This is a genomic window from Paracoccus indicus, from assembly GCF_003056335.1.
GTDB lineage: Bacteria > Pseudomonadota > Alphaproteobacteria > Rhodobacterales > Rhodobacteraceae > Paracoccus > Paracoccus indicus.
Genome location: NZ_PYWA01000001.1, coordinates 404,992 through 425,215, shown reverse-complemented (window position 1 = coordinate 425,215; position 20,224 = coordinate 404,992). Strand labels below are relative to the sequence as shown.

Annotated in this window: 20 protein-coding genes; 9 read left to right on the top strand and 11 right to left on the bottom strand. The window is 65.2% G+C overall.

Annotated elements, in window-relative coordinates; translation table 11 throughout:
- Positions 1 to 2: 2 nt before the first annotated feature.
- The gene (gene ubiB / locus DDE75_RS02155) at positions 3 to 1,538 is read left to right on the top strand and encodes a 2-polyprenylphenol 6-hydroxylase (protein ID WP_108500724.1); all 1,536 of its coding nucleotides are present in this window, start codon (positions 3 to 5) and stop codon (positions 1,536 to 1,538) included.
- On the opposite strand, the gene DDE75_RS02150 is transcribed toward ubiB, so the two are convergent.
- The 11 genes from DDE75_RS02150 to pqqA form a co-directional block, all read right to left on the bottom strand.
- Entirely contained in the window at positions 1,535 to 1,873 is a 339-nt protein-coding gene (locus DDE75_RS02150) for a hypothetical protein (protein WP_108500723.1), read from the bottom strand. The genes ubiB and DDE75_RS02150 overlap by 4 nt on opposite strands.
- A complete protein-coding gene (locus tag DDE75_RS02145) occupies positions 1,870 to 2,481 on the bottom strand; it encodes a hypothetical protein (protein ID WP_245894584.1) in 612 nt (203 codons plus the stop codon). The genes DDE75_RS02150 and DDE75_RS02145 overlap by 4 nt, the downstream gene beginning before the upstream one ends.
- Before the next feature lie 84 nt (positions 2,482 to 2,565).
- Positions 2,566 to 3,888: an ATP-binding response regulator gene (locus tag DDE75_RS02140; RefSeq protein ID WP_245894583.1), complete on the bottom strand. Its 1,323-nt coding sequence runs from the start codon at positions 3,886 to 3,888 to the stop codon at positions 2,566 to 2,568.
- Positions 3,878 to 5,041 (bottom strand): FIST N-terminal domain-containing protein, encoded by a 1,164-nt coding sequence (locus DDE75_RS02135; RefSeq protein WP_108500721.1) that lies wholly within the window; start codon positions 5,039 to 5,041, stop codon positions 3,878 to 3,880. Before DDE75_RS02135 ends, DDE75_RS02140 begins: the two co-directional genes overlap by 11 nt.
- Positions 5,041 to 5,748, bottom strand: a complete 708-nt coding sequence (locus DDE75_RS02130; protein ID WP_108500720.1) for a response regulator transcription factor — start codon at positions 5,746 to 5,748, stop codon at positions 5,041 to 5,043. Before DDE75_RS02130 ends, DDE75_RS02135 begins: the two co-directional genes overlap by 1 nt.
- 134 nt (positions 5,749 to 5,882) lie before the next feature.
- Positions 5,883 to 6,674 (bottom strand): quinoprotein dehydrogenase-associated SoxYZ-like carrier, encoded by a 792-nt coding sequence (locus DDE75_RS02125; RefSeq protein ID WP_108500719.1) that lies wholly within the window; start codon positions 6,672 to 6,674, stop codon positions 5,883 to 5,885.
- Between the two features lie 3 nt (positions 6,675 to 6,677).
- Positions 6,678 to 7,814 carry a pyrroloquinoline quinone biosynthesis protein PqqE gene (gene pqqE, locus DDE75_RS02120; protein WP_108500718.1) on the bottom strand — a complete coding sequence of 379 codons (1,137 nt, stop codon included), beginning with the start codon at positions 7,812 to 7,814 and terminating at the stop codon, positions 6,678 to 6,680.
- Positions 7,811 to 8,104 (bottom strand): pyrroloquinoline quinone biosynthesis peptide chaperone PqqD, encoded by a 294-nt coding sequence (gene pqqD, locus DDE75_RS02115; RefSeq protein ID WP_108500717.1) that lies wholly within the window; start codon positions 8,102 to 8,104, stop codon positions 7,811 to 7,813. The genes pqqE and pqqD overlap by 4 nt, the downstream gene beginning before the upstream one ends.
- A complete protein-coding gene (gene pqqC / locus DDE75_RS02110) occupies positions 8,101 to 8,853 on the bottom strand; it encodes a pyrroloquinoline-quinone synthase PqqC (protein ID WP_245894582.1) in 753 nt (250 codons plus the stop codon). The genes pqqD and pqqC overlap by 4 nt, the downstream gene beginning before the upstream one ends.
- Positions 8,850 to 9,731, bottom strand: coding sequence for a pyrroloquinoline quinone biosynthesis protein PqqB (gene pqqB / locus DDE75_RS02105; RefSeq protein WP_108500715.1), 882 nt, complete (start codon positions 9,729 to 9,731; stop codon positions 8,850 to 8,852). Before pqqB ends, pqqC begins: the two co-directional genes overlap by 4 nt.
- Positions 9,732 to 9,805: 74 nt before the next feature.
- Positions 9,806 to 9,898, bottom strand: a complete 93-nt coding sequence (gene pqqA, locus DDE75_RS02100; protein ID WP_072296681.1) for a pyrroloquinoline quinone precursor peptide PqqA — start codon at positions 9,896 to 9,898, stop codon at positions 9,806 to 9,808.
- A gap of 146 nt (positions 9,899 to 10,044) precedes the next feature.
- Between pqqA and DDE75_RS02095 the strand changes: the two genes are divergently transcribed.
- From DDE75_RS02095 to adh, 8 genes are all read left to right on the top strand, one after another.
- Positions 10,045 to 11,103 (top strand): quinoprotein relay system zinc metallohydrolase 2, encoded by a 1,059-nt coding sequence (locus DDE75_RS02095; RefSeq protein WP_108500714.1) that lies wholly within the window; start codon positions 10,045 to 10,047, stop codon positions 11,101 to 11,103.
- Between the two features lie 85 nt (positions 11,104 to 11,188).
- Positions 11,189 to 12,544 carry an ABC transporter substrate-binding protein gene (locus tag DDE75_RS02090; RefSeq protein WP_108500713.1) on the top strand — a complete coding sequence of 452 codons (1,356 nt, stop codon included), beginning with the start codon at positions 11,189 to 11,191 and terminating at the stop codon, positions 12,542 to 12,544.
- 67 nt (positions 12,545 to 12,611) lie between these two features.
- Positions 12,612 to 13,607, top strand: a complete 996-nt coding sequence (locus DDE75_RS02085) for a carbohydrate ABC transporter permease (RefSeq protein ID WP_108500712.1) — start codon at positions 12,612 to 12,614, stop codon at positions 13,605 to 13,607.
- Entirely contained in the window at positions 13,607 to 14,740 is a 1,134-nt protein-coding gene (locus DDE75_RS02080) for a carbohydrate ABC transporter permease (protein WP_108500711.1), read from the top strand. Before DDE75_RS02085 ends, DDE75_RS02080 begins: the two co-directional genes overlap by 1 nt.
- Before the next feature lie 10 nt (positions 14,741 to 14,750).
- Positions 14,751 to 16,277, top strand: a complete 1,527-nt coding sequence (locus DDE75_RS02075) for an alpha-amylase family glycosyl hydrolase (protein WP_108500710.1) — start codon at positions 14,751 to 14,753, stop codon at positions 16,275 to 16,277.
- A 16-nt stretch (positions 16,278 to 16,293) separates the two neighbouring features.
- A complete protein-coding gene (locus DDE75_RS02070; RefSeq protein WP_108500709.1) occupies positions 16,294 to 17,505 on the top strand; it encodes an ABC transporter ATP-binding protein in 1,212 nt (403 codons plus the stop codon).
- A 79-nt stretch (positions 17,506 to 17,584) separates the two neighbouring features.
- Positions 17,585 to 18,541, top strand: coding sequence for a GAF domain-containing protein (locus DDE75_RS02065; RefSeq protein WP_170310908.1), 957 nt, complete (start codon positions 17,585 to 17,587; stop codon positions 18,539 to 18,541).
- Positions 18,542 to 18,669: 128 nt separating this feature from the next.
- Positions 18,670 to 20,196, top strand: a complete 1,527-nt coding sequence (gene adh, locus DDE75_RS02060; protein WP_108500708.1) for an aldehyde dehydrogenase — start codon at positions 18,670 to 18,672, stop codon at positions 20,194 to 20,196.
- Positions 20,197 to 20,224: the final 28 nt, after the last annotated feature.

The window sequence follows — 20,224 nt, the reverse complement described above, 5'->3', positions numbered from 1 at the left end:
CCATGCGCGGCCCCCACAACATCCTGCGCCTGATCCGCACGGGCGCCACCTTCGAGCGCACCGGCGCGATGGAGGCCGTGCTCGACGCGGTCGAAGCCCCCGTCCGGCTGCGCGTCGCCGCAAGGGTGCTGGGCTGGCCGTTCCGCTGGCTCGGCTACAAGGGCGATCCGAACCTGCCGCCGATCACCCGGGCGATCACCGCCTTGGGGCCGGCCTATATCAAGTTCGGGCAGATCCTTTCGACCCGCGCCGACGTGGTGGGGCCGGAACTGGCGGGCCAGCTGCGGATGCTGCAGGACCGCCTGCCGCCCTTCCCGACCGAGATCGCGAAAGAGGCCATCGCGGCGGAGCTGCGCAAGCCCGTGGATCAGATCTTTTCGGAGTTCTCGGAACCCGTGGCGGCGGCGTCGATCGCGCAGGTCCATCGCGCCCGCCTGCGCGACACCGGCCAAGAGGTCGCGGTCAAGGTCGTCCGCCCCAACATCGGGGCCGCCTTCAAGCGCGACATCGACGCCTTCCACTTCGGCGCCCGCATCATCGAGATCCTGTCGCCGGGCACGCGCCGCCTGCGCCCCCGCGACGTGGTCAACCATTTCGAACATACCGTGATGGGCGAACAGGACCTGCGTCTGGAGGCCGCCGCCGCATCGGAATTTGCCGAAAATACCGCGCAGGACGCGGGCTTCCAGATCCCCATGCCGCATTGGGCCTGGTCCTCGCGCAGCGTGCTGACCGCCGATTGGGCCGAGGGGCTTCCGATGGGCGATCCGCAGGCGCTGATCGCGGCGGGACATGACACGACCGACCTTGCCCGGCGCGTGATGCAGCTGTTCCTGTCCCACGCCCTGCGCGACGGCTTCTTCCACGCAGACATGCACCACGGTAACCTGAAGGTCGCGGCCAATGGCGATATCATCGCCTATGACTTCGGCATCATGGGCGAGATCGACGAATACACCCGTCGGGTCTATGCCCAGATCATCTATGGCTTCATCCAGCGCGATTACCGCATGGTCGCCCGCGTCCATTTCGAGGCGGGCTATGTCCCCCGCGACCAGGACGAGGCCGCCTTTGCCCGCGCCCTGCGCGCCGTGGGCGAGCCGATCTTCGGCGCCGATGCCAGCCGCATCAGCATGGCGAACCTGCTGTCCTATCTGTTCGAGGTGACCGAGCGCTTCGGCATGCCCACGCGGACCGAACTGATCCTGCTACAGCGCACCATGGTCGTGGTCGAAGGCGTCGCCCGTTCGCTGGACCCGCAGCTGAACATCTGGGACGCGGCCAAGCCGGTGGTCTCGGATTACATCAAGGGCAGCATCGGCCCCAAGGCGGCGCTGCATGACCTGTCGGAAGTCGCCCAGACCATCGGCCGCTATGGCCCGCTGCTGCCGCGCATCGTCGAACAGGCGCTGTGGGAACGCGCCCACCCCGAGGAAGCCCGGCTGACCGTGGTCCAGCCCAAGCCCGCCGTGCCCTTGTGGCTGGTTGCGGTTCTGGCGCTGGCAGCGGGTGCCGGTATCGGGATGGGTCTGGGCTAGAAGCAGATGATCTCGGCCTCGGCCTCGGCGCGGCGCAGGGTGGCGACGGTCTCGTTCATCTGGGCCATGCCCTTGAACATCGAGGACCGCTCGCCGCTGGTCTGCTGCATGCGCAGGATGGTTTCCGCCCCGACATAGCCGTCATAGGGCAGGATCTCGGCGATGCGGTCGATGGCGCAGGAACAGCGGTCCAGCATCTCGCGCGTGCCGCCGTTCGTCGCCATGCAGGTGGTGACATATTCAACCCGCGCGTTCGTCGGATAATCGTTCACCGATTGCCCCGCCGCCGGAGAAGTCAGCAGCGCGATGCAACACCCCGCGGCCATGCGCTTCATTGCAACACCAGCGTATTGCGATAGCCAGGCGCTTGATCGGTCGCCGCCCGCAATTCGCGGATCGGGGCCTTCGGGTCGTCCATCACGAAGGTCAGCGTCAGCGTCTCGAACCCCTTCATCCGCGCGGCGTTCTGATCCTGCGCGAAGGGCCGGAAGGTGGCGACCTTCCGGCCGTCCTGATCGGCGATCTCGCCGCCGCGGAAGATGGCGTCCTTCATGCGGTTGCGGATGTAATGCGGGCTGCCGCCGGTCAGGGTCGCCATGTCGCGCACCGTCTGTTCCAGGAAATAGGTCAGCACCGGATCGCCCGCCGAGATGGGAAACGGCCCGATCTTGCGGTCCATCGCCCCGCCCTGCTGTTCCAGCTGCAGCACCGGCTGATCGTCCGAAGGGTCGATGACCTGCGTCATCGTCAGGCGGCCATCGGCGGTGGGGCGAAAGCCTTCGGCGGCGGGACCTTCGACGGTCAGCTGCCATTCCAGCGTTTCCTGCCCCAGATCCCATGGCCCGCGTTCGGAAAAGACCGCATCGCCCGCCTCGGCGGCAAGGCCCGCATTGGGTGATGCAAGGGCCGCCCAAAGGGCAATGGCTATGGCGCGTGTGATCATGTCTCGTCCTCCCAAACGTTGGGCCATGATGGGGCAGCGGGCGGGGATCGCAAGCCCTGCCGGGGGTGCCGTCCACCCTTGGTCTTAGGCCAGCAGGCGGCCCAGCATCTCGGCCAGCTCATTGGGGCGGACGGGCTTTTCCAGCAGGTGGACCCCCATGGCTGCGCAGATCCGCGCGATCATCGCGTCGCGGTGGGCGGTGATCATCACGGCGGGCACGGGGCGGTCGGATGCCGCCCGCAGCGCCTCGATGGCGGCCACCCCGGTTTCGCCGTTTTCCAGGTGGTAGTCGGCCAGGATCACGTCGGGGGGCTCGTCGCCCATGGTGGCCAGCGCCTCGGCCGTGTCGCCCGCGATGCGGGGGACCATGCCAAGCCGGTCCTGCAGGATCATCTGATAGCCACGCCGCATGTCCGGATCGTTTTCCACGACCAGTGCCACGCGCCCGCGCAGGGCCAGCATGGCGGCATCGGTCGGGGTATCGGGGCGCGCTTCGCGGGCATCGACCAGCGGCAGGCCGACGCGGAAGGTCGTGCCCCGCATCGCCTCGGAATTGAAGCTGATCGGATGGCCCAGCTTGGCACAGGCGCGGCGCACGATCGACAGGCCCAGCCCCATGCCGGGCGTCGCCTGATCATGGGTCAACCGCTGGAATTCGTCGAAGATGCGGTTGCGATCAACAGCGGGGATGCCGATGCCGGTGTCATGAATGGTCAGCCAGCACATGCCGCCACGCCGCCGTGCGCCGACGATCACGCCACCCTTGTTTGTATACTTGATCGCGTTCGAGACAAGATTTTGTGCAATGCGCCGCAAGAATACCGGGTCGCTTTCCACCACCAGATCGGTCGGGCGGAACCCGAGCCGCAAGCCCTTGCCCTCGGCCATCGGCGCGAATTCGGCGGCCAGCCTGCGGAACAGATCGCCCAAGGGGACGGGCTGGCGGTTGAACTCGATCCGCTGGCTGTCCAGGCGCGAGATGTCCAAGACCGCATGCATCAACTGTTCCACGGATTCGAAGGCGCTGCCCAGCCTGTCGGTCAGTTCGGTCTGGTGATCATCCATCGGCGTGTCGGCCAGCGCCGAAAGGAACAACCGTGCCGCCGACAGGGGTTGCAACAGGTCATGGCTGGCGGCGCGCAAAAAACGGGTCTTCGAGCGGTTCGCCTCTTCGGCCGAGGCGCGGGCCACGGCCAGTTCGCGGTTGCGTTGCGACAGATCGGTCATGGCGCGTTCCAGATCGCGGGTGCGGGCCAGAACCTCCTGCTCCAACGCGACGGCGGCCTGGAACATCGACCAGGCCGAGCCGCGCGATTCCTCCAGCCGGTCGATGCGGTCGATCAGGACGGCATTGATGCGATCCAGCTTCTGGATCTGTCGGGCAGAGGAATCGTCGTCACGCAGCATCATCGGTTCCGATTTCGGGCGCCATGAAGGCCATGCCCACGAAGGTCTGGTTCACATGCATGCCGCAATGCTGTTCGCCATAGGTATTGAAGCCCGCAATGCGATACCTGCGATACATCTCGGACATTCGGTCGGTCAGACCGGCGCGTTCCAGTGCCAGCCGCCGCAGGATGCAGTCAAAGGCCAAGACCATCAGCGGCGGGCGGGGCAGGGCATCCAGCGCGTCGCTGAAGCCTTGAGTCATGTCCTCGGCCCGGCCAAGGGTCAGGACGGTGCCGATATCGATAGCCGACAGCAGCGACAGCCCGTCGTCATCGGTCGTGGCGCTGATGGCGCGGACATGGTGACGATGGCCCATGCGCAGCAGCAGCGGGTGTCGGGCGAATTCCGTCGGTGTCAACGCATCGGGGTTCAGGCCCGTCAGCCGTGCGTATTCCAGCGCCGCGGGTTCGGCATTCAATTCGAGGATGCGGCGTTTTTCGGGAATGGCCGCGGTGACGACCGCGCGGATCGGGGTGGGGCTGAAATGCGCGAATGTCACCTCCGAGATGTCCAGATCTGTCTCGACCATGATGAAGACCGCGACATTCGACATCACCCGCGATTCCGCCAGTAGCGACGTCCGTTCAAAGTCCAGGCCGTCGCCCGCCGAGCCGCCGATCACCGGCAGCGATGGCAGTGCCGCATCCAGCGTCGCGACCAATGCGTCCTCCTGGCCCGCCAGCCCATCAACCAGCAGCAGCCCGAAGAGGTTGCGCGCAGGGTCGGGGCGGAATGCGCGATGCAGGTGGCGCAGCCCCGCCATCCAGTCCGACACAGGCAGTGCCGGGATGTCCGTCAGGACCATCGCCTGTGCGCGGAACTGCCTTGCGGGAAAGCCGATGGCCACGACGCTGTCGCTGGCATAGCCCTGCGGTCCGATTTCACCGGCCGAGGAACACCCCACGATGACGCAGCCTGGTGGCAGGTGGTCGCGCAGGCCTGCGTCCAGTTCGGCCAGTTGCCGGCCTTGGGCGCCGAACAGCAGCACCAGCGCGGGGTTGATGCCGCGCAGACCGTCCAGCAGGGTCGGGAACAGATCGGCCCCGCCGCGGTCGGCCTGCACGGCGACCGGCCCGGATGCGCCCTCCTTCGCCGCCGGGTCGGTATGCATCAGCCGGCCTCGAACAACCGGATCGAGTTTGCCAGCAGCACCGCCTGCGTCCGCCGACGGGCGTTGATCTTTGACATGATGGCGGTGATATGGGTCTTCACCGTCGCCTCGGCGATGGAGAGATCATAGCTGATTTCCTTGTTGGCCTTGCCCTTGCAGATCAGCCGCAGGATGTTCATCTGCTGCGGCGTCAGGGATGCAAAGCGCCGGGCCAGTTCGGCGCGCGCCTGATCCTCGGCGCCATCCTCTTCGGGGCAATAGCCCTCGGGGGTGACATGTTCGCCCTCCCACATGCGGCGCAGGCTGTCGACCAGCGCCTCGCGCGACAGGGATTTGCTGATGTAGCCCTGGGCCCCCGCGGCCATCGCGGCGGAGATCATCGCCCCTTCCAGATCGGCCGAGATCATGGTGATCGGCACGTCGGGCAGCTGGCGGCGCAGGGTGACGATCCCTTCGGCACCGCGCGCGTCGGGCAGGTTCAGGTCAAGGATCACGGCATCGGGCGCGCCCTGCACCCGGATCTGTTCGACGGCGGCAGACAGGCTGCGGGCCGTGCGGACGTTCTTCAGGCCGAAGCTGATCTTCAGTGTCAGCGCCAGCGCGTCGCACATCAGCGGATGATCATCGACGATCAGGATTTCGCGGACCTGATCGGCGGTGGGTCGCGCTGACGTCGCAGGGCGCGCCTGAATGGCGGCTGCGGTCATGGCATTCCTCCCTGGTTTTCGGCGGCACCCCCTCCTCGAGGCGCTATCCGAAAGGTCAGTTTAGGTCGGGCTGCCCGTAAAGCAAGCGTCATGGCGCGACCTAAGTCGCAATAAGCGCGATTGGTGCTTTGGTCTTAGCCGCTGACAGGCTGGAAGGTTTCGTCCCAGATATTGCCTTCGGTGTCCTCGACGTGGACGTGGATGGGCTGGCCATTGGCCTGATAGGCAAAGCGGAAGACCGGATCCTCGGCGACTGAAATGCCTGCCGACATGGTGAACAGCATCTGGTCGCCTTGACGCACTTCCAGCTTGTCGATGAAATGCGCGGGAATGTTCAGCAGCGTGTATTGGTCGCGCTGCAGCCCCGAGAAGTTGGGGTGGCGAATCATCAACGTGCCGATGTCGCGACCGTCTTCGGATGCCGCACGCCAGCGCATCTGGCCCATGGTGCGCGTCACTTCGGCCATGTTCTTGCCCGCCGGGGCCGAACAGCCGCCCGCAGCCTTGACGAAGCGGCCTGCCATCACCTGACCGCCATCCGCCGTGGTCGCGATGGCGCGCACGTCGGAATAGCGGTCGACGCGGACCCGGATTTCGAAATCCAGCGGCATCAGCGCCTCGCCGAAGGTGTATTCCGCGGCGACGGGGGCGGGGTTTTCATCGACCACCACCATGGCGGCGGTCAGCGGGGGCGCGTCATGCGGTTGCAGCAGATGCACCGGCACGATGGCTGGATCATTGGCGCGATGCGGCGCGGTCAGGTCCAGCACGGCGGCGTCGATGGGCGGTTCTGCCGTCAACCCCACCACGGATTCGCGAATATCCTCCCATGTGGGCGAGGGTTGCATCGGGTTGTCCGGCGGCGTGCCCTGTGCCCAGACAGGCGTGGCCAGCGCAAGCGCCGCGACGATCAGCCATGGCTTCATCTCCTATCCTCCCTTTGACATGCGCCGATAGACGAATTCCGTCGTGTCGGCGGCCGCATCCTCCTCGGCCCGCGCGACGATCTGCGCATGAAGCGGTGACTTGGAACAGACCGGGTCGGTTGCCCTTGCGTCACCTGCCAAGGCCATAGCCTGACACCGACAGCCGCCGAAATCCACGGTTTTCCGTTCGCAGCTGGCGCAGGGCTCGGGCATCCATTCCGTGCCACGGAAGGCGTTGAAGCTGTCGGACAGGTGCCAGATGTCGGACAGGCTGCGGTCCTGCACGTTCTCGAACTGCATCCATGTGATCGACTGCGCGGCGTGGCAGGGCAGCACCGTGCCATCCGGTCCGACGTTCAGCCCAAGCGAGCCCCAGCCCCCCATGCAGGCCTTGGGATAGACCGAGTGGTGATCGGCGGGAACGTAGTCGATGACCATCCGCCCGCGCAAACGGTCACGACCCTCGTTGACGATCTTGCGGGCCATGGCGGCCTGTTCGCGGGTCGGCATCAGGGCCTTGCGGTTCAGATCGGCCCAACCGTGGAACTGGACGGTCGCCACCTCGATCCGGCGGGCGCCGAGGCGTTCGGCCAGTTCCAGCATGTCGGGCAGGCGGTCCATGTTCTGGCGGTGGACGACGGCGTTGATGGTCAGCGGAAAGCCGATCTCGGTCACCCAATCGGCAAAGCCCATCTTCTTGTCCCAGGACCCCGTATGGCCACTGATGCGGTCGGCCATGTCGGGGCGGATGCCCTGCAGCGACAGCTGGACGTGATCGACCCCCGCCGCATCCAGTTCCAGCAGTCGGTCCCGGGTGATGCCGATGCCGGAGGTGATCAGGTTCACATATAGCCCCGCGGCGCGCGCATGCGCCACGATCTGAGCCAGATCGCGCCGCGCCCCCGGTTCCCCGCCCGAGATATGGACCTGCAGCACGCCCATCTCGGCCGCTTGGCGGAACACGCGGCCCCAGTCATCGGCGCAGATTTCCGACTTGGCGCGGATCAGCTCGACCGGGTTCGAGCAATAGGGGCAGGCCAGCGGGCAGCGATGCGTGATCTCGGCCAGCATGGCCATGGGCAGGCCGGGCGTGACCGTGTTGCCGTCAAGGTCGCGTGGCTGTGCGGGCAGATCCTTCATGTGATGTCCCGCAGGAAGACCATGCGCCTTTCGATCAGCCCGGTCAGGAAATCGCGCACGTCGCCGGCGATCTCCTCGACGGGGGCGTCATAGCGGGCGGCAAGGTCGCGGGTGATCTGGTCCAGGCTGCGCGCGCCGTCCAGCTCGGCCAGGATGGCATCGCCGATCTGGTCAAGCTGCATGGCACGTTCAGGGGCCTGCAGCACGCGAATGCCGCGGATGCGGTCGTCCTGCAGGCGGACGCCGCGCGGCAGATAGGGAATGTCCTGCGGGGTGATCAGCGGGGTCATGACAGCATCCCTTCGCCCGGTTGCCACGCACCCGGCGGCGTGTTGCCCATGACATAGCCGTTCCACAGCGCGTCCAGCTGCGCCCAGAGCACATCGGTCTTGAAGACCAGCGCTGCCGCCGCCGCATCCTGCTTTTCGCGGGTGTCGGCATGGGTCAGCACATAATCCAGTCCGAAGGCTACATCGTCCGGTGCCTCGGTCAGGCGCTTGCGGAAATAGGACAGGCTGCTGTCATCGGCGAAATCGTAATGGGCCAGCAGTCCCTCGATGCGTTGGGCGTGGATCTTGGGGGCGAAAAGCTCGGTCAGGCTGGCGGCGACGGCATCCAGCAGCGGCATGTCACGCACGAAGCGGACATAGGCGTCCACTGCAAAGCGCGTCGCGGGCATGATGCCCACACCCGATGCCACATAATCCGGGTCAAGACCCACAGCCTGCGCCAAGGCCAGCCAGCGCCGGATGCCGCCGCCCTCGGTGGTGCCGCCGTCGTGATCCTCGATCCGCTTGCGCCAGGCGCGGCGCAGGTCCGGATCCTCGACACGGCTCATGAAGGCGGCGTCCTTCATGGGAATGCGCGACTGATACATCCAGCGGTTGATGACCCAGGCCCGAACCTCGTCCGGGGTGCAGTCGCCCCCATGCAGGCGGGCGTGGAAGGGGTGGCGGTCGTGGTATCTTTCGGCCCCGATGGCGCGCAGCCGGGCTTCGAAGTCTTCGCGCGATTGCGGTTGGTCCTGAATGTCCTTCACGGCACGATCTCCATTCCGTCGCGGCCGACCTGCCATCCCTGCGCGCGGGCCTGCGCCGTCTGCGCGCTGTCCGGATCGGTCAGCGGGTTCGAGTTGTTCATATGCACGAAGACCCGCTGCCCGATGGTCACGCCATCCAGCGCAGGCATCGTGTCGGTGACGGCCATATGGCCCATCCGGCGACCGGTCTTGACGCCCAGACCCATACGGATCATCTCGTCATCCTCCCACAGGGTGCCGTCGAACAGCAGCGCATCGGCGCCCTCGATCCGGGCCTTCAGCCAGTCGGGCATGTCGGCACAGCCGGGGATATAGAAGGCCCGCTTGTCCCCCGCCTTTAGCTCGACACCGACGGTGGTTTCACCCATCAGGCCGGTCTGAACCTCGCCCTGTTCCTGATAGAGCGGCACCTTGCCCGGCACGGCAAACAGCGTCGCGGTCAGGCCGGGCGCCAAATCGATGGTCTGGTCCAGCGCCACGGTCCGGCGCGGCACCAGATCGGCACGCAGGGCGCCGATCATCGGGTTCGCGGCCAAGGCATCATGGATCGCCTGCGTCGCGAACAGGTCATAGGGCTGACTTTCGCGCAGCGTCAGCAGCCCTGCCACATGGTCGATATCGCCGTTCGTGACCAGAACCGACCGCAGCGGCATATCGCGCGGGCCGGTCGGCCACAGCGCAGGGGTCGCCGCCAGCTGCACGCGGATGTCGGGCGAGGCGTTCAGGATCGCCCAGTCCCGCCCGTTCGCGCTGACCGCGACCGAGCTTTGGGTCAGCGAGGGGATCCTTCCCGCCCGCGCCGCATTGCAATTGTCGCATCCGCAATTCCACTGGGGCAATCCGCCACCGGCCGCCGCCCCCAAGATGATGATCCGCATCAGACCCCGCTTGATGAAAAAGGCCCCGTCCGACGGAATCGGACGGGGCCGTCACCTTGCCAGCTTGGCAAGGCTTAGAACAGGACGGGTTCGTCCTCGGCCGGTGCATACATGTTGATTTCCATGCCGCAGGCGATTTCCGTCAGCGTCGGTTTCTTCCAGGCCATATGAATATCCTCCTTCATGTCAGGGACCGCCACATCGAAGGCGACTGGATTCAAATGTAGATCAGGGGCAGGATGAATCAACCCGACAAAAGTCTTAAGGATAGGTCCGAAGCGGGCGGATCGCGAAATTACTGGGTTTTTTCGCCATGTTTCATCTGATCGTGAACGTCTGCCTGTCCGTGGCACCTTTGGAATGCGCGCCTGTCCTGCTGCCCGCCGGCGATGCCGCGACGCAGCAGTCCTGCATGTCGCAGGCGCGGCGAATCGCGGATGACTGGCTTCAGGACCGCCCGCAGCTGCGCGGCGAGGGGCCGCGATGCGTCGACAATGCCGATCTGGCCGCCGCGCCCCTGACCGAACTGGCCCCGGGCGTCCATGTCTTTCAGGGCGATCCCGTCCAGATGGAACAATCGCCCGATGGCCGCATTGCCAACCTTGGCGTGATCGAAGGTCGGGACAGCGTCGCCGTCATCGATGCGGGCGTATCGCGGGCGCAGGGGCAGGCGATGTATGTCGCAATCCGACGGATGACCGACAAGCCGATCAGCCACCTTGTCCTGACCCATATGCACCCCGACCACGTGCTTGGCGCCCAGGTGATGGCCGAGGCCGGGGCCACCATCGTCGCCCATCACGCCATGGCGAACGCGCTGCAATATCGTGCCGGAACCTATCTGGAAAACCTCCAGCGCCTGTTCCCGCCTGCCGAATGGATTGCAACCGCGGTTGCGCTGCCCGATCTGGGCGTCACCGATGCGGACAGCATCGACCTTGGCGACCGACGGGTGGATCTGCGGGCCTGGCCCTCGGCGCATACCGACAACGACCTGACGGCGCTGGATGTCGCCACGGGGACCTTCTTCACCGGCGATCTGGTTTTCCGCGACCTGACGCCGGTGGTTGACGGATCGCTTTCGGGATGGCTCTCATGGTTGCAGGGTGAACCGGCGGGCCAGGCACGCCTGATCGTGCCGGGACATGGCGAACCGACCGCGGACTGGGCGCTGGCGCACCGGCCCCAACAAGATTTTTTGAAAGCGCTTGCAGAGGCCACCCGTGCCCGGATCGCCGAAGGGATTCCCATGTCCGAGGCGGTGCCGCTTATCGCCAAAGACTTGGAAACATTCGCTCCATCATGGAACTCCTTCGACATGACGGTCGCACGCGACGCCACCGCCGCCTACAAGGAACTTGAATGGGAATGAGAAGCGTTTGACAGCATCGTTGAAACTGTCGAATGTTTACGGCAAAGGGGCCCGGGCAGGGTCCGCAGCGTTCAGGGAGGACGACTTGAAGACGACATTGATGACAACCGCCGCCATCATCGCATTGGGTGCCGGCATCGCGCAGGCTGAACTGGTGATCGAACCGGGCAGCGACGACCGCATCAACTGGGCCAGCCTGGACGAATTCAAGGCTGCCCATCCCGATCTGGAAGGCGAAAGCTTCAACATTTTGGGGCCCTGGCTTGGGGGCGACCAGGAGCTGTTCCAGTCGGTCATCGAATATTTCAACGAGGCGACGGGCGCGCGGGCGAATTATTCCGGCTCGGACAGCTTCGAACAGCAGATCGTCATCGACAGCGAGGCGGGGTCCCCGCCCGACATGGCGGTCTTCCCGCAGCCGGGCCTTGCCTCGGACCTGGCAGCCAAGGGCTTTCTGCAGCCCTTGGGCGAGGAAACGGCGCAATGGCTGAAAGACAATTACGCTGCCGGTGACAGCTGGGCGGCGCTTGGCACCTATGCCGGGCAGGATGGCAGCGAACAGCTCTTCGCCTTCCCCTACAAGGCCGACGTGAAATCGCTGGTCTGGTATGTCCCCGAGAACTTCGAGGATGCCGGATACGAGATCCCCGAGACCTATGAAGACCTGAAGGCCCTGACCGAACAGATCGCCGAGGAAGGCGAGACGCCCTGGTGCATCGGCTTGGGTTCGGGTGGCGCGACCGGCTGGCCCGCGACCGATTGGGTCGAGGATCTGATGCTGCGCACCGCATCCCCCGAGGATTACGACGCTTGGACCACCAACCAGATGCCCTTCAACGACCCCAAGGTCGTGGCGGCCATCGAGGAGTTCGGCTGGTTCGCCAAGAATCCCGACTATGTCGCGGGTGGCGTGGGTGCCGTCAGCTCGACCGATTTCCGCGAAAGCCCGGCGGGTCTGTTCGACAGCCCGCCCGCCTGCTACCTGCATCGTCAGGCCAGCTTCATCCCGACCTTCTTCCCCGAAGGCACCATCGTGGGCGAGGATGCGGACTTCTTCTACATGCCCGCGCCCGCCTCGGGTGATCTGGGCCAGCCGGTCCTGGGTGGCGGCACGATGTTCGCCGTGCTGTCGGACAACCCCGCCGCCATGGCCTTCGTCGACTTCCTGAAGACCCCCGCCGCGCATGAGATCTGGATGGCGCAGAAGGGCTTCCTGACGCCCTATACCGGCGCGAACCCTGATGCCTATGGCGACGATACGCTCAAGCGCATGGGTCAGATCCTGTTGGACGCCACGGTCTTCCGCTTCGACGGGTCGGACCTGATGCCGGGTGCCATCGGTGCAGGCGCTTTCTGGACCGGGATGATCGACTTCGTGGGCGGGGCCTCGGCGCAAGAGGTCGCGGACCGCATCCAGGACACCTGGGCGTCGCTGAACTGATCACGGACATGACAAACCGGCGCGGCAGGTGAATCTGCCGCGCCTTTCGCGACCAAGGGGGTAGGACATGGAACTGCTGTGGTTGGCCGTCAGCACGATCGCCATCGGGGTGTTCGGATGCGTGGCGTGGTTCTGGGGGTCGAACTGGCTGCTGGACCGGATCTATCCCGCCAAGGGCGAGAATGCGGGCGACAACATCCGCCGCGCCGGTCAGATCAGGCCGTGGCTGTTCCTGGGCCCCGCCATCCTGTTCCTGGGGATGTACCTGGTCTATCCGGTCTTCGACAGCCTGTGGCGGTCGCTGTTCAACTCGGACGGATCGCAATTTGTGGGCGTGGACAACTATGTCTGGCTGGTGGGCGACGACAAGTTCCGCGAATCGATGCTGAACAACATGCTGTGGCTGCTGGTCGTGCCGGCGCTGTCGACGCTGTTCGGCCTGCTGGCCGCGCAGCTGACCGACCGGATCAAATGGGGCAACATCGGCAAGTCGCTGATCTTCATGCCCATGGCCATCAGCTTTGTCGGCGCGGGCGTCATCTGGAAGTTCATCTATGAATACCGCGCATCCGGGGAAACGCAGATCGGCCTGTTGAACTGGATCGTGACCCAATTCGGGGGCGAGCCGCAGATCTGGCTGACATTGCCCGGCTGGAACAACTTCTTCCTGATGATGGTGCTGGTCTGGATCCAGACCGGCTTCGCCATGGTGATCCTGTCCGCCGCCCTGCGCGGCATCCCCGAGGAAACCATCGAGGCGGCCGTCCTGGACGGCGCATCCCCCCTGCAGGTCTTCTTCAAGATCAAGGTGCCGCAGATCATGGGCACCATCGCCGTCGTCTGGACCACCATCACCATCGTCGTGCTGAAGGTCTTCGACATCGTCTTCGTCATGACCAACGGCCAATGGGGCACGCAGGTGCTGGCCAACCTGATGTACGACTGGATGTTCCGCGGCACGCCCGACTACGGTCGCGGATCGGCCATCGCCATCGTGCTGATGATCCTGGTCACGCCGATCATGGTCTGGAACATCTGGAACGCGCGCAAGGAGGCACGCTGATGGAAGGCATGGCCGGACAGAAATCATCATTGGCATGGGCGGTCAATCTTGCCGCCTTCCTGCTGGTGCTGTTGTGGACGATCCCGACCTTGGGGCTGTTCGTATCCTCGTTCCGCGACCGCGACCAGATCGCGACCTCGGGGTGGTGGCAGTCGTTCTCGGGCTCGGTGCAGACCGGCTTCGTGCGGTCTGGCACGACCGACGACCAGATCCAGCGCGACGGGCTGTACGTGATCGAGGGCAGTGCGCTGGAAGGCACGCAGGAGCTGGTGTCCTGGGGCACCAACGCCCGCGCCCCCGATGCCAACGCACCGGGCGACACGGTCGAGATCGACCCCGGCGTCAATCTGACCGTGGCTGAGGACGGCAGCTACCTGATGACCTCGGCCCAACCTTTTGAGATGCGCCGCGGCGAACGGATCTTCACCACCACGAAATCGCCTCCCAGCTTCACCACCGACAACTATGCCCGCGTGATGACGGCGGGCGGGCTGGGGCGGGCCTTCATGAACACGATGACGGTGACGATCCCCGCGACGGTGATCCCGATCCTGATCGCGGCCTTCGCGGCCTATGCGCTGGCATGGATGCAGTTTCCGGGCCGCGCGGTGCTGACCGCCTGCGTCGTGGGCCTGCTGGTCGTGCCGCTGCAGGTGGCGCTGATCCCGCTGTTGCGCCTGCACAACGATCTGGGCATCGGCAAGGGCTATCTGGGGATCTGGCTGGCCCATACCGGCTTCGGCCTGCCCTTGGCGGTCTATCTGCTGCGAAACTACATGGTCGGCCTGCCGCGCGAGGTGATCGAGAGCGCCCGCGTCGATGGCGCGACCGAGTTCCAGATCTTCCGACGGATCATCCTGCCGCTGTCCTTCCCGGCGTTGGCCAGCTTTGCGATCTTCCAGTTCCTCTGGGTCTGGAACGACCTGCTGGTCGCCACGGTCTTTCTGGGCAATACGCGCGAACAGCTTGTGATGACCGGACTGCTGCGCGAGTTGATGGGATCGCGCGGAGGTGAATGGGAGATCTTGGCGACTTCTGCGTTCATCTCCATCGCGGTGCCCCTGGTGGTGTTCTTCGCGATGCAGAAATACCTGGTCCGCGGATTGCTGGCCGGGTCAGTGAAAGGTGGCTGAATTGACTGAAATGAAAACGGATTGGTGGAAGGGCGGCGTGATCTATCAGATCTATCCGCGCAGTTTCCAGGATACGACCGGCGACGGCATCGGGGATTTGACGGGGATCGCGCAGCGATTGCCCTATGTCGCCTCGCTTGGGGTGGACGCGGTCTGGGTGTCGCCCTTCTTCACCTCTCCGATGCGGGACTTCGGCTATGACGTCAGCGATTATCGCGGCATCGATCCGATCTTCGGCAAGATGGACGACTTCGACTGGCTGGTCGAACGGGCCCATGAACTGGGCCTGAAGGTGATGATCGACCTGGTGATGTCGCATACCTCGGACCAGCACCCCTGGTTCAAGGAAAGCCGCGCCAGCCGCGACAACCCCAAGGCCGACTGGTACGTCTGGTCCGACCCCAAGCCCGACGGTACCGCGCCCAACAACTGGCTGTCGATCTTCGGCGGCAGCGCGTGGCAGTGGGACGCGCGGCGCGAACAATACTATCTGCACAACTTCCTGAATTCGCAGCCTGACCTGAACTTTCACAACCCCGAGGTTCAGGACGCCCTGCTGGACATGGTGAACTTCTGGCTGGAAAAGGGCGTGGACGGCTTCCGGCTGGACACGATCAACTTCTATTTCCACGACGCCCAGCTGCGCGACAACCCGCCCCTGGCACCCGAGTTGCGCAAGGCCGATACCGCGCCCGCGGTGAACCCCTACAACCACCAGAGCCACCGCTACAGCAAGTCCCAGCCCGAGAACCTGGCCTTCCTGGAACGGTTGAACCAGGCGATCGTGCCCTATGGCGCGTCCGTGGTGGGCGAGATCGGCGACAGCGAACGCGGTCTGGAACTGCTGGAGGAATACACCGGCGTGCCGGGGCGCGTGCAGATGTCCTATGTCTTCGACTTCCTGTCGGGCGACGATCTGCCCGCCAGCCGCGTGGTGGATGTCTTCGAGGGGCTTCTGGCCACCGCGCCCAACGCATGGCCCTGCTGGGCGATGTCGAACCATGACGTGGTGCGCCACATCACCCGCTGGAACCTGAGCGATCAGGCCGCCAAGGCATATGCCACGGTGCTGATGTGCCTGCGCGGTTCGGTCTGTCTCTATCAGGGCGAGGAACTGGGCCTGCCCGAGGCCGAGCTGAAGTTCGAGGAGCTGCGCGACCCCTATGGCATCGAGTTCTGGCCCGAGTTCAAGGGTCGCGACGGTTGCCGCACCCCGATGGTCTGGGACATGGGCGTCAACGGCGGCTTCTCGACCAGCCAGCCCTGGCTGCCTGTGCCGCATCAGCATCTGCAGCGCACCGTCGTGGGCCAAGAGGCCGATGCGCAATCCATGCTGCACCACTACCGTTGGGCCATCGGGCTGCGCAACAAGCACAGCGCCCTGCGCCGCGGCACCATGACCGACATCAAGGCCGAGGGACCCGTCCTGTCCTTCCGCCGTGCCGACGACCAGCAGACCCTGCTGATCCGCGCCAACCTGTCGGAAGACGAGGTCGCCGGGCTGATGCCGTGGCAGGTCCAGATCATCGAAGGATAAGGGAGAGAGAACCGAAATGGCCGACCTCAAATTGACCAGCCTCGCCAAGTCCTATGGCGATGTCAGCGTGCTGAAGAACATCGACCTGGACATCAAGTCCGGCGAGTTCATCGTCTTTGTCGGCCCTTCGGGTTGCGGGAAATCGACGTTGCTGCGGATGATCGCGGGGCTGGAGCAGATCACCGGGGGTGAGCTGCAGATCGCGGGGCAGGTGGTCAACGACATACCCCCCAGCCAGCGCGGCATCGCGATGGTGTTCCAGTCCTATGCGCTCTATCCGCATATGACGGTCCGCGACAACATGGCCTTCGCGCTGAAGATCGCGGGTCAGTCCAAGGATCAGATCAAGGCCGCCACCGACCGCGCGGGCAAGATGCTGCAGCTGACGCCCTATCTGGACCGCCTGCCCAAGGCACTGTCGGGCGGCCAGCGTCAGCGGGTGGCGATTGGCCGTGCCATCGTGCGCGACCCGCAGGTCTATCTGTTCGACGAGCCGCTGTCGAACCTGGACGCCGCCCTGCGCGTCGCCACCCGCATCGAGATCGCGCAGCTGAAGGCATCCATGCCCGACCGCACGATGATCTATGTGACCCATGACCAGACCGAGGCGATGACCTTGGCCGACCGCATCGTCGTGCTGGCCGGCGGCGGCATCGCGCAGGTCGGCGCTCCGCTGGAGCTCTATGAGCGTCCGGTCAATGAATTCGTAGCCCAGTTCATCGGCAGCCCGGCGATGAACCTGCTGCCGGGGCGCGTGAAGGCCGTCGGTCCTGTCACCACCGTCGCGCTGGACGGCGGCCTTGAGGCGCAGGTTGCCATCCCCACGCGCGAAGGCGATCTGGACATGCCGGTGAACCTGGGCGTCCGCCCCGAGGACATGCGCGAGGCCGATGGCGATGCGATCTTCGAGGGCACCGTCGATCTGACCGAGGCACTGGGCGAGGTGACGCTGCTCTATTTCGGGACCAATGCCGAAACCGTGCCGATCATCGCCAAGCTGCCGGGCATCCACCCCGGCCTGAACGGCAAGAAGGTGCGCCTGACCGCCGACCCCGATGCGCTGCACCTGTTCCACAAGGGGCAATCGCTTCTGTATCGCGACGGCAACGACCTGCCGCCCTATCAGCCGCGGACCGCGCCCTCGGGCAGCCTGGGCAGCACACCCGCGGGTCACGACGGCGATGCGCCCAAGGATGGCATCATCAAGCCGGAAGGCCCCGTGCGCTGATCCCTGCGGGGTGCGACCAAAGTTCTGCATCGCACCCCGCAAAATCTGCTATGCTTTCTCCTACCTTGGGAGGGGGAAGATGATGCAACGCAACCACGCCGATCTGGTGGCCGAGCAATCGCAATCGCGCAGCGCAACATCGGCGCTGGCCGCATCCTGGCGCAGGTCGCTGATGAAGCACGGGCTGGACCCGGGCGATCACCGCAGTCCCGAACGGCTTTCGGCATCCGAACTGAAGCACCGGCATCAGGCGATGGAGGCCTTTCTGACCGTCGCCGGACCGCAGCTGGACCAGCTTTACAATCTGGTCGGCCTGTCGGGCTGCAACGTGTTGCTGACCGATGCGCATGGGGTGGTCCTTGACCAGCGCGTGTCGGAAGGCGATGCGGCGCAGTTCCGCGAATGGGGGTTGTGGCGCGGCGCCGATTGGTCCGAGGCCGCGCAGGGCACCAATGGCATCGGCACCTGCCTGGCCGAAGGGCGGCAGGTCACCATCCACCGCGACGAACATTTCCGCACCCGCAACACCGGCATGTCCTGCATGGACGCCCCCATCTGGGGGCCAGACGGACGGCTGCTGGCGGCGCTGGATGTCAGCAGCGCGCGGGCGGATCAGACCGAACGCTACAATCGGCTGATCGGCGCGCAGGTGGCGCAGACGGCGCGCGGGATCGAGGCGCTGTTCTTCCGTTCCAGCTTTCCCGACGCGCGGATCGTGGTGGCATCCGACGATCACTCGGACGCGGCGGTGCTGCTGGCGGTGGACAAGGACGATCTGGCCATCGGCGCGACGCGGGCCGCCCGGCGCGTCCTGGGGCTGGAACGCGAAGGCACGATCCGCCCGCGTCCCGCTGCCGATCTGCTGGGCCGTCAGGACGATCTGACCGGCTTCGACCGGGCCGAACGCGCCGCCGTCATGCGGGCCCTGGCGCGGGCACAGGGCAATGTCTCGGCTGCGGCGCGGGCTTTGGGGATCGGGCGGGCGACGATGTATCGCCGCATGGCCCGGCTTGGGATCAGCGAAAACCACGGCTGACTGTCCCACCGCTGATACAGCTTCTGCGCCGCGGCGAGGATCACCCGTTGCCGCGAATCACTGCGCGGCACAGCCTTGGGACAGACCCGGACGGGGAGATCCGGGAAGACACCCCAAGGAGGAAACCGATGCCGAACGACCAGACGCATGAATTCAAGGGCGTGGGCGTGATGCCCTTTGCCGCCCGTTACGACAACTTCATCGGTGGCGAATGGGTCGCGCCGAAATCGGGCAAGTATTTCACCAACACCACCCCCATCACCGGCGCCGCCATCGGCGAGATCGCCCGCTCGAACGCCGACGACATCGAGGCCGCGCTGGACGCCGCCCACAAGGCCAAGGACGCTTGGGGGCGGACCTCGACCACGGAACGCTCGAACGCGCTGCTGCGGATCGCCGACCGGATGGAACAGAACCTGCAACTGCTGGCAACTGCCGAAACCTGGGACAACGGCAAGCCGATCCGCGAAACGATGGCTGCCGACCTGCCGCTTGCCGTCGATCACTTCCGCTATTTCGCGGGCGTCCTTCGCGCGCAGGAAGGCGGCATCAGCGAGATCGACAATGACACGATCGCCTATCACTTCCACGAACCGCTTGGCGTCGTCGGACAGATCATCCCGTGGAACTTCCCGCTGCTGATGGCCTGCTGGAAGCTGGCGCCCGCGCTGGCCGCAGGCAACTGCGTGGTGCTGAAGCCCGCCGAACAGACGCCCGCGACGATCATGATCTTTGCCGAACTGATCGCCGACATCCTGCCGCCGGGTGTCTTGAACGTCGTGAACGGTTTCGGCCTTGAGGCCGGCAAGCCGCTGGCATCGAACCCGCGCATCGCCAAGATCGCCTTCACCGGGGAAACCACCACCGGCCGGCTGATCATGCAATATGCGTCCGAAAACCTGATCCCAGTGACGCTAGAACTGGGTGGCAAATCACCCAACATCTTCCACGAGGATGTCTGCCGCGAGGATGACGATTTCTTCGACAAGGCGATCGAGGGCTTCGTGATGTTCGCGCTGAACCAGGGCGAGGTCTGCACCTGCCCCTCGCGCGCGTTGATCCACGAGAAGATCTACGACCAGTTCATGGAAAAGGCGCTGAAGCGGGTCGAGGCCATCGTGCAGGGCGATCCACGCCACGAAGCCACGATGATCGGCGCCCAGGCATCGTCGGAGCAGAAGGAGAAAATCCTCTCTTATTTCGACATCGGCCGGAAAGAGGGCGCCGAGATCCTGACGGGGGGCGAGACCGCCGACCATGGCGGCGAACTCTCGGGCGGCTATTACATCAAGCCGACCGTCTTCAAGGGTCACAACAAGATGCGCGTCTTCCAGGAGGAGATCTTCGGTCCTGTCGTGTCGGTGACCACCTTCAAGGATCAGGACGAGGCGCTCTCGATCGCCAATGACACGCTCTACGGGTTGGGCGCGGGCTTGTGGTCGCGGGATGCCAACACCTGCTATCGCTTTGGCCGCGCCATCCAGGCGGGCCGGGTATGGACCAACTGCTACCACGCCTATCCGGCCCATGCGGCCTTCGGCGGCTACAAGCAGTCGGGCATCGGGCGCGAAAACCACCGCATGATGCTGGACCACTATCAGCAGACCAAGAACATGCTGGTCAGCTACAGCCCCAAGAAGCTTGGCTTCTTCTGATCCGCAGCGGGGGCGGTCGACCGGGACC

Coding starts and splice junctions, on each gene's coding strand:
- DDE75_RS02080 (WP_108500711.1), top strand. CDS start 13,607: ATGGAAGGCATGGCCGGACAGAAATCATCATTGGCATGGGCGGTCAAT.
- adh (WP_108500708.1), top strand. CDS start 18,670: ATGCCGAACGACCAGACGCATGAATTCAAGGGCGTGGGCGTGATGCCC.
- DDE75_RS02065 (WP_170310908.1), top strand. CDS start 17,585: ATGATGCAACGCAACCACGCCGATCTGGTGGCCGAGCAATCGCAATCG.
- DDE75_RS02135 (WP_108500721.1), bottom strand. CDS start 5,041: ATGCATACCGACCCGGCGGCGAAGGAGGGCGCATCCGGGCCGGTCGCC.
- pqqA (WP_072296681.1), bottom strand. CDS start 9,898: ATGGCCTGGAAGAAACCGACGCTGACGGAAATCGCCTGCGGCATGGAA.
- pqqE (WP_108500718.1), bottom strand. CDS start 7,814: ATGAAGGATCTGCCCGCACAGCCACGCGACCTTGACGGCAACACGGTC.
- DDE75_RS02145 (WP_245894584.1), bottom strand. CDS start 2,481: ATGATCACACGCGCCATAGCCATTGCCCTTTGGGCGGCCCTTGCATCA.
- DDE75_RS02075 (WP_108500710.1), top strand. CDS start 14,751: ATGAAAACGGATTGGTGGAAGGGCGGCGTGATCTATCAGATCTATCCG.
- pqqB (WP_108500715.1), bottom strand. CDS start 9,731: ATGCGGATCATCATCTTGGGGGCGGCGGCCGGTGGCGGATTGCCCCAG.
- DDE75_RS02125 (WP_108500719.1), bottom strand. CDS start 6,674: ATGAAGCCATGGCTGATCGTCGCGGCGCTTGCGCTGGCCACGCCTGTC.
- pqqD (WP_108500717.1), bottom strand. CDS start 8,104: ATGACCCCGCTGATCACCCCGCAGGACATTCCCTATCTGCCGCGCGGC.
- DDE75_RS02150 (WP_108500723.1), bottom strand. CDS start 1,873: ATGAAGCGCATGGCCGCGGGGTGTTGCATCGCGCTGCTGACTTCTCCG.
- DDE75_RS02130 (WP_108500720.1), bottom strand. CDS start 5,748: ATGACCGCAGCCGCCATTCAGGCGCGCCCTGCGACGTCAGCGCGACCC.
- DDE75_RS02085 (WP_108500712.1), top strand. CDS start 12,612: ATGGAACTGCTGTGGTTGGCCGTCAGCACGATCGCCATCGGGGTGTTC.
- DDE75_RS02070 (WP_108500709.1), top strand. CDS start 16,294: ATGGCCGACCTCAAATTGACCAGCCTCGCCAAGTCCTATGGCGATGTC.
- DDE75_RS02095 (WP_108500714.1), top strand. CDS start 10,045: ATGTTTCATCTGATCGTGAACGTCTGCCTGTCCGTGGCACCTTTGGAA.
- ubiB (WP_108500724.1), top strand. CDS start 3: ATGCGCGGCCCCCACAACATCCTGCGCCTGATCCGCACGGGCGCCACC.
- DDE75_RS02140 (WP_245894583.1), bottom strand. CDS start 3,888: ATGCTGCGTGACGACGATTCCTCTGCCCGACAGATCCAGAAGCTGGAT.